The 12,169-nt window shown below is 63.8% G+C and carries 12 protein-coding genes, 1 pseudogene and 1 riboswitch; all 13 genes and pseudogenes read right to left on the bottom strand.

Annotated features, from left to right (window positions below; translation table 11 throughout):
- Nucleotides 1-10 precede the first annotated feature (10 nt).
- The 13 genes and pseudogenes from HPY55_09355 to HPY55_09295 all read right to left on the bottom strand — a co-directional run bounded on the left by HPY55_09355 (nucleotide 11) and on the right by HPY55_09295 (nucleotide 12,067).
- Nucleotides 11-1,030 carry a radical SAM protein gene (locus HPY55_09355; protein ID NPV70834.1) on the bottom strand — a complete coding sequence of 340 codons (1,020 nt, stop codon included), beginning with the start codon at nucleotides 1,028-1,030 and terminating at the stop codon, nucleotides 11-13.
- A complete protein-coding gene (locus tag HPY55_09350; GenBank protein NPV70833.1) occupies nucleotides 1,018-1,980 on the bottom strand; it encodes a radical SAM protein in 963 nt (320 codons plus the stop codon). The genes HPY55_09355 and HPY55_09350 overlap by 13 nt, the downstream gene beginning before the upstream one ends.
- Nucleotides 1,970-3,427, bottom strand: coding sequence for an aminomethyl-transferring glycine dehydrogenase subunit GcvPB (gcvPB, locus tag HPY55_09345; GenBank protein ID NPV70832.1), 1,458 nt, complete (start codon nucleotides 3,425-3,427; stop codon nucleotides 1,970-1,972). Before gcvPB ends, HPY55_09350 begins: the two co-directional genes overlap by 11 nt.
- On the bottom strand, nucleotides 3,424-4,761 hold the full coding sequence (gene gcvPA / locus HPY55_09340) for an aminomethyl-transferring glycine dehydrogenase subunit GcvPA (protein ID NPV70831.1): 1,338 nt from the start codon (nucleotides 4,759-4,761) through the stop codon (nucleotides 3,424-3,426). Before gcvPA ends, gcvPB begins: the two co-directional genes overlap by 4 nt.
- Nucleotides 4,762-5,151: a glycine cleavage system protein GcvH gene (gene gcvH / locus HPY55_09335; protein ID NPV70830.1), complete on the bottom strand. Its 390-nt coding sequence runs from the start codon at nucleotides 5,149-5,151 to the stop codon at nucleotides 4,762-4,764.
- The gene (gcvT, locus tag HPY55_09330; GenBank protein ID NPV70829.1) at nucleotides 5,152-6,258 is read right to left on the bottom strand and encodes a glycine cleavage system aminomethyltransferase GcvT; all 1,107 of its coding nucleotides are present in this window, start codon (nucleotides 6,256-6,258) and stop codon (nucleotides 5,152-5,154) included. It lies immediately after the preceding gene.
- A 184-nt stretch (nucleotides 6,259-6,442) separates the two neighbouring features.
- Nucleotides 6,443-6,545: riboswitch (glycine riboswitch) on the bottom strand.
- A gap of 198 nt (nucleotides 6,546-6,743) precedes the next feature.
- Nucleotides 6,744-7,580 (bottom strand): L-serine ammonia-lyase, iron-sulfur-dependent, subunit alpha, encoded by an 837-nt coding sequence (gene sdaAA / locus HPY55_09325; GenBank protein NPV70828.1) that lies wholly within the window; start codon nucleotides 7,578-7,580, stop codon nucleotides 6,744-6,746.
- 44 nt (nucleotides 7,581-7,624) lie between these two features.
- Nucleotides 7,625-8,290 (bottom strand): L-serine ammonia-lyase, iron-sulfur-dependent, subunit beta, encoded by a 666-nt coding sequence (gene sdaAB, locus HPY55_09320; GenBank protein ID NPV70827.1) that lies wholly within the window; start codon nucleotides 8,288-8,290, stop codon nucleotides 7,625-7,627.
- Complete coding sequence (gene cysK / locus HPY55_09315; protein ID NPV70826.1) at nucleotides 8,290-9,225, bottom strand: cysteine synthase A; 936 nt, start codon at nucleotides 9,223-9,225, stop codon at nucleotides 8,290-8,292. The genes sdaAB and cysK overlap by 1 nt, the downstream gene beginning before the upstream one ends.
- Nucleotides 9,226-9,405: 180 nt before the next feature.
- The gene (locus HPY55_09310; protein ID NPV70825.1) at nucleotides 9,406-9,885 is read right to left on the bottom strand and encodes a hypothetical protein; all 480 of its coding nucleotides are present in this window, start codon (nucleotides 9,883-9,885) and stop codon (nucleotides 9,406-9,408) included.
- A complete protein-coding gene (locus HPY55_09305) occupies nucleotides 9,882-10,292 on the bottom strand; it encodes a pilus assembly protein (protein ID NPV70824.1) in 411 nt (136 codons plus the stop codon). The genes HPY55_09310 and HPY55_09305 overlap by 4 nt, the downstream gene beginning before the upstream one ends.
- Nucleotides 10,282-10,488, bottom strand: coding sequence for a Flp family type IVb pilin (locus HPY55_09300; GenBank protein ID NPV70823.1), 207 nt, complete (start codon nucleotides 10,486-10,488; stop codon nucleotides 10,282-10,284). The genes HPY55_09305 and HPY55_09300 overlap by 11 nt, the downstream gene beginning before the upstream one ends.
- A gap of 528 nt (nucleotides 10,489-11,016) precedes the next feature.
- Nucleotides 11,017-12,067 (bottom strand): annotated as a pseudogene (locus HPY55_09295) (hypothetical protein).
- Nucleotides 12,068-12,169: the final 102 nt, after the last annotated feature.

Here is a 12,169-nt window from a genome sequence, read left to right as displayed (position 1 = left end):
AGTCTCCAGATCAAACAGCAGCCGCCCCCACCCCGGGATCCCGGTCGAGGATATCCGCGGTCGCCTGGGCGACTGCCTCCGCCGCTTCCCCGGGCGAAAGCCTCCTCGGGTAGTTGTACATGACGCCGCCGGGCCGCTCATTGTAATACGGCCTGTTGCAGAACGGGCAACCTGACGTCCTGAACGGCTCCCCCGGCTCGAGGAGGTAAAGCAACCTCTGCGGCCGGACTCCGTAGTCCACCAGCCTGCCGGATTCGAACCTCATCAGGCCGGAACGGGAGAACCCGTTGCTTATCAGGTAATGCGCCGCCTGCACCCGCCTGTACGAGCGGAGGTCGGGGGCCGTCGTCCCGGCCAGCGCGGTTCCCCGGACAGGCGTGAACGCGAAAAGCCCCACCGTGACATGCGCGTCGCGCATCACCTGGATCGCCCTGACGAGTTCCTCTTCGGTTTCGCCCAGTCCGGCTATGAAGTGGGTACTTACACGTCCCGGCCGCGCCGCGGCCGATTCAATGATCGCCCTGAACGCCGTGTTCCAGGAACCGCCCTTCACCCTCTCGTACACCTCCGGGGTCGCTGCGTCGAGTGGGATTCCGACCCGCTCCGCCCCTGCGTCCATGAGGCGGATGGCCTCCTGCGCACGCGCGATGTGGGCGGAAATCGACACTGGAACGGGTACGGCGGCGCCACACCTGCGGCTCTCCTCCGCCAGGGCGCGGACAACGCGTTCAGCGCGCTCGACTGCGCCCGGGCTGTGTACAACCTGTATGCAGACGCGCTGGAGGCTTCCGCCGTAGTAGGCGCGGGCGATAGTCTCGACTACCTGTGAATCCTCGAACTCTGGCCACGTGACTCTTGACAGGAGCTCGACGGGCGACGAGGCGTCCCTGGCCTGCGGGCAGAACCCGCAGGTGAACGCGCATCTCTCCCCCGCCATGAGGTATGCGGTGGTCGGCCTCGCGTCCACCCTGGTCTGGATAAGCCCCAGCACGGTCGCAGTCCCCGATGAAACCCGTATCAAAGCACGCAACACTCCCTCCTGGCGACCACGTCGAGGCCCAGGCGACGCGCGTGCTCCTCAGCCTCTCGCGCCGGGTTAACGACACCGTCAACCCCCGCATCCATGCACAGCACGTCGACGACTGGCCGGTACCTGCCCCCGGGTCTCATACACCCCAGTTTCAGGTTGACCCCCGGCATGACACGCCTCGCCCTGCGGACCACCGACGCCACGTCTTCCGGGGCAGGCGGCGTCCTGTTTTCGTACAGCGACCCGCGCGTAGGCGTGAATACAATGAACACTACCTGCCCGGGCTCGCTGCCGCCGCTCCCGCGCCACCGTCCGGCCAGGTAGTCAAGCACGCGCAATTCCCCGGAAATCCTCCCGCCCCTCAAGCCTATACACACGTGCGGCGTCACCCGGGCGTGAGCGGAAAGCGCCTCGTACGCCGCGAAATAGTCGGCCGCGGTCGCGGATACACCGAATACCTCCCTGACCGTTTCATCGTCGCCCACGAGGTCGAACGAAACGTGGTCGGCCAGCCGGCCGATCTCCGCCGCCTCGTCCCGGCTGACGAGACCCGTGTGGAAGTTGAGCCGCAGCCCCAATCGCTTGAGGCTCCTCAGCAGTTCAACCTCTCGAAGAACCGGCACCTTGCCTGCGCTGTCGCAACCACCGCTTATCAGGCAACTGGAGTATCGCGGCCCGGCGCCGGCCCCCCCGGGCACGCCGTCCACTACGCGGTCGAGCGCCTCGGAGGCGGGCACCATCCCCTCGAGGTAGTGCCCGCCGCAGTGAGCGCAGTTCAGCCCGCAAGCCTGCCCGGTAACGCTGACGGGTAGCGTACGGTCCGGGTGGTAGAACTCGATCTTGCGCCCGGCCCCGTCGCCGGCGCCGCCATCGCCGGCGGCGCCGGGGGCGTGGCCAGCATTGCCTGATGGGTCACCCACCGCGCGCCCGGCGCGGGTGTCAGCCGTCATTTTTCTTCCATCTCAGGTTGAGGTTCCTCGCGGCTCCCGCCTCGTCAAGCCTGCCTACCGGCGTCGTGTACGGCGCGCCCTTCACCTTCGCTGGGTCCGCTTCCGCCTCCCTCGCTATCTCCAGCAGGGCGTTGACGAAATAGTCGAGCGTCTCGACGCTTTCGGTCTCGGTAGGCTCGATCATCAACGCCTCTTCCACGATCAGCGGGAAGTACGTCGTCGGCGGGTGCACGCCGTAGTCGAGCAGCCTCTTCGCGATGTCGGTGGTCTTGACCCCTGTCGCCTTCTTGATCCTGAACGGCGCGACGACGAATTCGTGCTTGCAGTGCCTGTCGTACGGCAGGTCGTAGGCCGGAACGAGCTTCCTCATCACGTAGTTGGCGTTCAGCACAGCGTCCTCGCTGACCTTTTTCAGGCCGTCCGGACCGAGCGCCCGGATGTACGTATACGCCTTCACGACTACGCCGAAGTTCCCGTAGAACGACTTGACCTTGCCGATGCTGAGTGGCCTGTCGTAATTCAACCTGTACTTCGACCCGTCGAACTCCACCACCGGGGCGGGCAGGAACGGTACCAGCGCCTCTTTCACGCCGACCGCACCCGAGCCAGGACCGCCGCCGCCGTGCGGCGTCGAAAACGTCTTGTGCAGGTTGAAGTGCACGACGTCGAACCCCATGTCGCCCGGCCGCGTGTACCCCATGATGGCGTTGGCGTTCGCGCCGTCGTAGTACAGGAGCCCGCCCGCCTCGTGCACGATGCCGGCGATGACGTGGATGTTCTCGTCGAACAGCCCGAGCGTGTTCGGGTTGGTGAGCATGAGCGCCGCGCACCTGTCATCCACGGCCTTCTTCAGCTCCTCGAGGTCCACGCCGCCGCGGGAGTCCGACTTGATCGTCACGATCTCGAAACCGCCGACCGCAGCCGAGGCAGGGTTTGTGCCGTGCGACGAGTCGGGAACGATTACCCTGGTCCTCTTCTCGCCGCGGTGCTCGTGGTACGCCTTGATCAGCAGGAGGCCCAGGAGCTCACCGTGCGCGCCGGCGGCCGGCTGGAGGGTGACCTCCGCCATGCCGGCGATCTCGGCGAGGTACTTCCCGCACTGGTAGATGAGCTGCAGCGCGCCCTGGACAGTCTCTTCGGGCTGGTAAGGGTGGATCGCCGCTAACCCGGCCATCCTCGAGGCCTGCTCGTTTATCTTTGGGTTGTATTTCATGGTGCACGAGCCGAGGGGATAGAACCCGATGTCCACGCCGTGGTTCAGCTGCGAGAGCTTCGTGAAGTGCCGTACCACGTCGACCTCGGCAACCTCGGGCAGCTCCGGCGGCTTCTTCCTCAGCATGCCGGCCGGGATCGCGCCGAGTGCATCCGGGACATCGCGCTCCGGAAGGGAGTAGCCTTTGCGCCCCGGTGAGCTGATTTCGTAGATGAGGGGCTCCAGCTTCTTCACTTCAATCCCTCCATTCGCGCGACGAGCCTGTCGATCTGTTCCCTGGTCCTCTTCTCTGTCACGGCCATGAGCAGGCAATCCTTGAGCTCGGGGTACGCGCGCCCGAGCGGATAGCCCGCGAGGATGCCGTCCTTGCACAGTTCACTCACTATCTTTTCGGGGTCGACGGGGCAACGCACGGCGAATTCCTTGAAGAACGGCGCCTTGAACGCGAGAGGGTATTTGCCCGTCGCCTCGAGCCGCGCCGCGGCGTAATGCGCCTTGTCCAGGCAGAGCTCGCCGACTTCCTTGATGCCCTGCTTACCCATCGTCGACATGTACACCAGGGCGGCCACCGCGCACAACGCCTCGTTCGAGCAGATGTTCGAGGTCGCCTTCTCGCGCCTTATGTGCTGCTCCCTCGTTTGAAGGGTCATGACGAACCCTCGCTGGCCGCGGTTGTCGGTGGTCATGCCGATGACCCTGCCGGGGATCCTGCGGACCAGCGCCTCCTTCACGGCGAATATGCCGAGGTACGGGCCGCCGAAGCTGATCGGGTTCCCCAGCGCCTGGCCTTCTCCCACAGCCATGTCGGCGCCGTATTCCCCCGGCGGCTTCAACACGCCCAGCGAGATCGGGTCCACGACGACCGCGTACAGCGCCCCTTCGGCGTGAGCGGCCTTCTCCGCCGCGACGACGTCCTCGATACAACCGAGAAAGTTGGGGTTCTGCACGATCACGCACGCCGCCCCGGCGGCCGCCGCCGCGAGATTCTTCGCATCCGTCACACCGCCGGCGCACGGGACCTCGACGACGTCGGCGCCGTAACCGTGGGCGTACGCCTTCAAGGTCGCCCTGTATTCGGGGTGTACGCCGGCCGACACCGCGATCTTCTTCCGGCCGGTATGCATGCACGATATGATCCCCGCCTCGGCTGTCGCGGTCGCGCCGTCGTAGTGCGAGGCGTTGGCAACGTCCATTCCGGTGAGCTCGCAGATCGCAGTCTGGTACTCGTAGATGATCTGCAGCACAGCCTGGCTTATCTCCGGCTGGTAAGGGGTGTAGGCGGTGTATAGTTCCGACCTCGAGGTCACGTGGTCCACCGTCGCCGGAACGTAGTGATCGTACGCCCCCGCCCCGAGGAAGCACACCACGTCATTGAGGTTGGCGTTCTTCTTGCTCAGGCCGTAGAGGAGGTTGTACACCTCGAGCTCTGACATGCCCTCCGGAATCTCGAGCCTCCGTTTGAACTTGACCTGCTCGGGGATGTCGGCGAACAACTCATCGATGGACTTCACACCGATGGCGTCCATCATCCGCCGGCGGTCCCTATCCGTGTGCGGTATGTAGTCCATTTAGTGACCGCTCTCCTCCTCGCAGAACTTGTCGTACGCGGCGCCGTCGAGGAGGTCGGTCGTCTCGCCGGGGTCGGCTACCTCGACAACCGCTATCCAGGCCTCACCGTGCGGGTCCTGATTCAGGAGCTCGGGTTTGTCCACGAGCTTGTCGTTCACCTTGACGACCTTGCCCGAAACGGGCGCGTAGCAGTCGGCGACCGCCTTCACGGACTCGACGACGCAGAGCTGCTCGCCCTTCTTGACCTGTTTGCCTATCTCGGGAAGCTCCACGAAAACGATGTCCCCGAGATGGTCCTGGGCGTGGTGGCTGATCCCCACGCGTCCCTCTTTGCCCTCGATCTTGACCCACTCGTGGGTCTTAGAGTACTTCCTGTCGCTGGGATGCATCTACTTCGTCGCTCCCCTCTTGTAGAATGGTAACGGGACGGTCACGATCCTGAGTTCTTTGCCCCTCACGCCGACCACGAGCTCAACGCCGGGTCTGGCCAGTTCCGCCGGAACGTACGCCATTCCAAGGTTCTTGTCGAACGTGGGGCTGTATGTTCCCGTGGTGACCCACCCGATTTCGTGCCCGTCGAGCAGCACGGGGTATCCCGCGCGCGGGACGCCCCTGTCGACCATCTCAAAGCCGGCGAGCTTGATCTTCAGGCCCTCGTTCTTCTGCTTCAGCAGCGCCTCCCTGCCGACGTAATCCCCTTTGGCGAACGACACGAACCGGTCCAGGCCCGCCTCGAGCGGGGTCCTGTCGTCGTCGAGCTCGTGGCCGTACAGCGGCATTCCCGCCTCGAACCGCAGCGTATCCCTGCAACCGAGGCCGCACGGCACGATGCCGTAGTCATGCCCCGCCTCCATGATTGCCTCCCAGACCAGCGGGGTATCATCCGGCTTGCAGTAAACCTCGAACCCGTCCTCGCCGGTGTAGCCGGTCCTCGACACGATGGACCGGACGCCCGCGACCTCCACATGCTCCTGGAACCTGTAGTACTTGATCTCCTTCAGGTTGGTCCTGGTCAGGCGCTGGAGTATGGCCTCGGAATCCGGGCCCTGCAGCGCCACCTCGCCCGTCTCGGACGACGCGTTCCTGAGATCCACCTTCAACCCCTTAACATTGTCCTTGACCCACGCCCAGTCCTTGTCGATGTTCGCGGCGTTGGGAACCATCATGTAGCCGCCGTCGCCGAGGCAGTACACCATCAGGTCGTCCACCACGCCGCCGCGCTCGTTGCACATCGGGGAATATATCACGCGGCCCGGCGTCCCCCTGGCGATGTCATTACACGTCACACGCTGAACAAGTGCCAGCGCGTCGGGGCCATGGATGAAGAACTCACCCATGTGGGACACGTCGAACAGTCCCGCGGCGGTTCTCACGGCCTGGTGCTCTTCCTTGATCCCGGTAAACTGGACCGGAAGCGCCCACCCACCGAAATCGATGATCCGGCCCCCGTACTTCTGATGAATCTGGTACAGAGGGGTTTTCTTGAGATCCTCCAAACACCTCACCTCCTGGGAGTGATGGCCCCACCGGTGGGCCGTCTGAGGCAATGATCTCCGCGTCACCGCGCCAACTTTCCGGCCTCCGCTGTCCCCAGTCCCCCCGTACAAAAGCGAAAACAGGAAAGCCGCGATGTCGCGTCTCCCCTGTTACCTTCGGCCGGTGTTCTACCGATCCAGGGTGCGTCCGGCGACAGTGTGTTTGCCTGAGAGTTTCAGCCTCGGCCTTGCCCCTTCGGCGCCCCGCCGGCAGCGCATCCGGACGGGGACTCTCCTGCCGCCTTCATCCCATGCACTCATTCAGTTTACACTGCGCCCGGCTGCCGCGACCTGGTCCTCGTTACAGCCGGACTTAGATACCTTCCGGTTCTTCTACACGGATTTGCCGCGATCCTTCCCGCCCAGAGCGAGAGTCCATCTTTTTGTGAGGTCATCCCGGGAGGTCATTTTGGGGCAGTTATCCCCGGCGAGTCATCCCCAGGCGGTTATCCCAGCCTCCTGGCGATCTCCAGCGCAGTCGGGGTAGTAGCCAGTCCCCCGAGCGAGGTCTCGCGGAGCGATTCGGGTATCGCCCTGCCGACGCGCTTCATCGTGTCGATCACCTCATCAACAGGGACCACCGACTCCACCCCCGCCAGAGCCATCTCAATTGCCGCGACTGAATTGGCGGCCGCCAGCGCGTTCCGCTTCACGCACGGTACTTCGACGAGCCCCGCGATGGGGTCACACACCAGCCCCAGCGTTCCCTTGATGGATATCGCCGCGGCGTGAGCGCTTTGCGCCGGCGTCCCCCCGCACAGCTCGACACCCGCGGCCGCGGCCATCGCGGCAGCGGCACCACACTCAGCCTGGCAGCCGCCCTCGGCGCCTGACACCGTGGCCCGCGTCGCTATGACTCCTCCCACAGCCGCAGCTGTGAACAGGGCCATGACCAGGTCCTGTTCGCTCCTGTCGAGCCTCTCGGCCAGCGTGATAAGCACCCCGGGGATCACCCCGCACGAACCCGCCGTCGGGGCGGCGACTATCCTGCCCATGCAGGCGTTTACCTCCGCGACCGCCAGTGACCTCGCAATCACCCTCGAGAACGAGTCGCCGAGTACGGACCCACCCCTGGCCCGCGCCGTCTCGACTCTCCGCGCGGCGCCGCCGGTGAGCCCGCTCCTTGACGCGAGTCTTTCCTCAAGCCCCCTGCGTACGGCCCCCTGCATTACGTGGAGCCGCCGTTTCATCTCGTCGAGGGCGCGCGCTCGCCCACCGTCGTCACCATACTGCTCCAGCACGACGTCCGAAATCCTGACACCACCGGCCTGCGCCCTGTCCACAAGGCTGGATACCGATTCCCAGTCCAATACCTATGCACGCCCTCCTACAAAGCGTTGGGTTCTATGTATCTCACTCCGGTGACATTCGGCAGTACCATCAGGCTCTCCATGAGATCCCCCGGGCCGGCCTGGTCCACCTCAATGATGCTCGTCGCGAGCGACCCCTTCCGCTTCCTCGACACCGTCATACCGCCGATGTTCACGTTCTTCGCGGCGAGCGCGCCGGCCACCGAGGCCACAACACCGGGCCTATCCAGATGATGCACAATCCAGGTCGGGTAGGTGCCGGTCAGGGACACCGAGAACCCATCGAGGCTCGTGACGACTATCCTGCCGCCACCCAGCGACGATCCTGTGATCTCCGTGGTCGCTCCAGCGTCATTCGTGACGCGAATGACCGCCGTGTTGGGGTGGACCCCGTCGAGATCGACGGTCTCGAACGTGACCCGGAGCCCCCGCTCGGCGGCTATCGACAGCGCGCAGGGTATCGCCTCGTCGTCCATGTCCATGCCGAGGAGGCCGGCGACGACCGCGACGTCGGTCCCGTGGCCTTTGTACGTCCTGGCGAATGAACCGTGAAGGCCAATGCGAGCAGCGACAGGCTTACCACCGGCGATGGCCCTGGCCATCCGGCCAAGCCTGACCGCGCCTGCCGTGTGCGAGCTCGACGGTCCCACCATGACGGGACCTATGACGTCAAACGGGTTCATCAGCAGTAGTCCAGCAGCTTCATGCTGAGGTACCTCTCGGCCGTGTCGGGACAGAGGGTCACCACAGTCTTACCCGGACCCAGATTCTCCGCGACCCGCAGCGCGGCCCAGACATTGGTGCCGGAGGACACGCCGACGAACAACCCCTCCTCGCGCGCCAGTCTTAGAGACGTGGCGACCGCGTCCTTGTCAGAAACCACGACGATCTCGTCGATGATCTTCGTGTTGAGGACCTCGGGTATCAGGCCGTCTCCGATCCCCTGCTGCACGTGGTGGCCTATCTTTCCGCCCGAGAGTATCGCCGCGTTCTCCGGCTCGGCCGCCACGACCTCGCAGTCCGGCCACACCTTCTTCAAGGCCTCGCCGACACCGGTTATCGTGCCCCCCGTGCCTATTCCGGACACGAACGCGTGCACGGGGCCCTGATCCCCCACCTGCTCGATGATCTCGACCGCCGTCTCCTGCCTGTGCGAGGCGGGATTGGCGGGGTTGGAAAACTGGCCCACCACGAACACCTGCGGATCCTCCTCGGCCATCTTCCTCACGGTCTTAAGACAGGTATCGAGTGCCTGGCCTATGTCGCTGCCCGGGTCGGTGAGCACCAGTTCTGCTCCGTACGCCCGCACAATCATCTGCCGCTCTTTACTCATGTTGGCCGGCATGACTATCCGGACCCTGTACCCCAGCGCGGCCCCCACCATGCTGAGGGCGATGCCCTGGTTCCCGCTCGTGGCCTCAACGATGATCGAGTCGGGCTTGAGGAGTCCCTGTTCCTCCGCGGCCCTGATCATTGCATAAGCAGGGCGGCACTTGATGCTGCCGCCCGGATTGAGAGCCTCGACTTTGACGAGCACCCTGCAGCCGTTACAGGGCCGAACCCGCCGGAGTTCGACCAGGGGCGTGTTCCCTATCGTCTCGAGGATGGACCTCCTAATCTGGTTCACGAGCCAGCCTCCTTGCCACTTTGCTGTCACAGTCTCTCGGACCAGATATCGCGAGACGTCTCACGATCGATTTATTTCGCGTCTGCCGAGTTGTTCCTGCTGCTGGAGCCCGGGTCGCGGCTACTTAGCCTGTGACGCTTCGCCAGGGCGGGCAATTAGGAATGAGTGGGCCTACTTCTTCTCCACGACGGACGCATCCGCGTGTGCCGACACGGCGATGCGCCTCCACCCGGCCGCAAGCGACGGCACTGTGGCCTGAAGTCCGGTGGTGACGCATACGGTAGGGTCCCGCAAACGCCTGCCGTCTCGCTGGTGGACTACCGTTCCGCCGCTCTCCGGGTTGTACACGCAAACATCGACCGAGACTTCGAAAATCGGCCCCAATCCCGCCACGGCCCTGTTCAAGTTGTCGATCGCGACGGCCCTTGCGCGGGCCACCGCGGCGCCTTCCACGAGCGACCGTTCGCCGCGGGCGAGCCGATCGAGGTCGATTTCCTGCACGGCTGCCAGGGCTGCCAGGTCGGCCGAGGCCTGGGCGACGGCCCGCGCCCAGACTGCGACGCCCGCATCGGTAACCAGCGAAACCGCCACGAGCAACACCGGGAAGGTAAGCGCAAGGGTCGCGCTCACGGAGCCTCTTTCGCCCCTCATCTCACTCTCTCGCTCCTCGTCACTACCTCAGCATCCAGCGTCACGCGCCCACCGGCCACCCGTCGCAGCAAAGGCGTGAGCGGCACGTACGGGCACGAGACCCGGACCGTTATCTGAGAGCCGTACGCGGCCTGCGCCGGCCGGATAACGACCTCGACGGACCCGGGGTCCAGGTTACTCGTCCGGAGGCAATCGAGTGCGCGGGACACCGCCGCCTGTGACGACCCGCCATCGACGGCGGCGCGCCTGGCGCACTCACGCGCAGCCGAGGTGATCAGCACCTTGGAGTTCATCAACAGGCCGAACTCCAGCACCCCGAACAGCACCGTAAACAACATGCCTGCTACGAGTACAAACTCAACCGCGGCCGCGCCGCGCTGATCCGCGACAACCCGTTCAGCGCGCATTGGAAATCTGCTCTATGATTGAGTGGAGCTTATCGTTCAACGCCGCCCCGAGAGCACTCAGGGCAGTAATCAGCGTGACAACCACGAGTGCGAGCACCAGCGCATACTCAGCTGATGTGGCCCCACGTTCACTGTGAGCGACCGCCGACACTTGCAGGGTGAGGGTACCAACGACTTTCTCCCTGCATCTCTTCATAGCGGAACAGAGGCTCCCAATAGCAGGCTTCAGACAACACACCCCCCATACGACTCTTTGAACCTGGAGCCGGGCAGGCAGCGCACTGCCGCCGGATTTCGGGAACCGACGCCAACCGAGGGACACTACGTCAAAGCGTGTAGAAATCGGGGAGGGACTCGACACCAGCATTCCCATTTCCTGGCAGCTTTATTCTAGTTGTCGAGGTATGTTGGAGTCAACCGAATTTGATCGACAAGTACGTGGTGGCTCGCTCGGGCGAAGTAACTCAAGGCGTGCTAGGCAACTGCTGGTGGAGGGAGACGTCAGTAGGACTGGGTGTTGGGTCGGCCGCAGCCCGCAAAGCCGAAACCAGCGCGAGTTGATAGCCAGGGCGCGCAAAGGCCTTGAAGCGCAATACGGTACAGCAGGCTTGCCACACTCAGCAACTGTGTTAGATAGTTTTTGCTGAAAAACCCGCATTGCCGGTTTAGTTTCCCGGCATGTTGCTCCTTGACAATTGGTCACGGTTCGGCTACCACCGGGGGATCAGGCAATCTGCGCGATCTGGTGGAGATTGTAGGCCCAAATCACCCCGCCTACCCAGCGCCGGGGGCCGTCCAACCCACGGTACAGAGTCGGTCCAACCCGTAGCGTCGTTTAAGCACGCTGATCGTGGCCTCCTGGCCGGCGCGCCAACGTTGGAGACGCTCAAACCAGGACTGGCGTTCATACGCTCGGCGTTTACCGCTGAGTTTGCCCTTGCGGGGCAGACTAGCCTTCTTCACGCCCAACTTTTCGATTATACGTGTTGTGCAGTCTTGCAGGGTCACCAGGCCTTCGGCTACCCGTTTCACGGCAGTGTCGCCACTGGCCTGCAACTCTTCGAGGACCCTGCTGACCACCTGCAGTACCTTGTTCCCGATGTCCGTCATGTCTCCGGTGATCCGCCGTACCTCTTTTACCGCCTCACCGGTTCGCCGGCGCAGGACCTTTGTGATGCTAAGCAGTCGCTTCTTGAGGCTGCGGGTCCGGTTTTTTCATACAATACAGGCCGTTAGCAGCGCCCAGGGCCTTTACCTGTTTGACCAGGCGGGTAATTGTCCGCACCCCATCGTAGATCAGGCTGGCATCGGTCGGATGATGGATGTTGGCTTCGACGGCAGTCGTATCCACCCGTATCTTACGTGCTTTCAGCAGTCCTTCTTCGCTCGCCTTGCGAACCAGGTGCTCGTTCAGGAGCGCCATGTGGTTCCCACCGTTCACATCCAGACGCTGACGGATCTTGGTCAGGCTGCTCGGGTGAGGGACCGGCTGGTTCCATGGGATACGACAGAACCGTCGCCCCAACTGATCCGGTCCTCGACTAGCGTACAGACCTGCCGGTCGATGAGTGCTTCAGGGCTATCATCCGGAGGTATTCTCGGCGGGAATCGATGGCCGTCCCAGCCGTTGGTGGTAGTGACCGAGGAATGGGCGGAAGAATCGTTCATCATCAAGCCATCTGGGCCAGTTCTTAGGGCAGGCAGCGGAGGTCGGGTAGTAAGAGCTCGTCCAGGAAAGTAATCTGGTTCCTATGCTCCTGGTGAAGGCGTAACATCAGGCCTCACCTCCGTAGGAACCAGCCTGCCGAGGCAGCCGGAATCCAGCTATTTATGCTGTTTTCAAGGTCCAATAACCAACTTTTTCAGCAGAAACTAGG

Source organism: Bacillota bacterium (genome assembly GCA_013178305.1).
GTDB lineage: Bacteria > Bacillota > Sulfobacillia > JABLXB01 > JABLXB01 > JABLXB01.
The sequence above is the reverse complement of the archived record's forward strand: the minus strand, read 5'-3'. Positions and strand labels throughout refer to the sequence as shown.

What these genes read in the sequence shown, in the direction of transcription:
- HPY55_09350 (NPV70833.1), bottom strand. Translation starts at nt 1,980, where the DNA reads ATGACGGCTGACACCCGCGCCGGGCGCGCGGTGGGTGACCCATCAGGC.
- gcvPA (NPV70831.1), bottom strand. Translation starts at nt 4,761, where the DNA reads ATGGACTACATACCGCACACGGATAGGGACCGCCGGCGGATGATGGAC.
- gcvH (NPV70830.1), bottom strand. Translation starts at nt 5,151, where the DNA reads ATGCATCCCAGCGACAGGAAGTACTCTAAGACCCACGAGTGGGTCAAG.
- sdaAB (NPV70827.1), bottom strand. Translation starts at nt 8,290, where the DNA reads ATGAACCCGTTTGACGTCATAGGTCCCGTCATGGTGGGACCGTCGAGC.
- HPY55_09310 (NPV70825.1), bottom strand. Translation starts at nt 9,885, where the DNA reads ATGAGGGGCGAAAGAGGCTCCGTGAGCGCGACCCTTGCGCTTACCTTC.
- HPY55_09305 (NPV70824.1), bottom strand. Translation starts at nt 10,292, where the DNA reads ATGCGCGCTGAACGGGTTGTCGCGGATCAGCGCGGCGCGGCCGCGGTT.
- HPY55_09300 (NPV70823.1), bottom strand. Translation starts at nt 10,488, where the DNA reads ATGAAGAGATGCAGGGAGAAAGTCGTTGGTACCCTCACCCTGCAAGTG.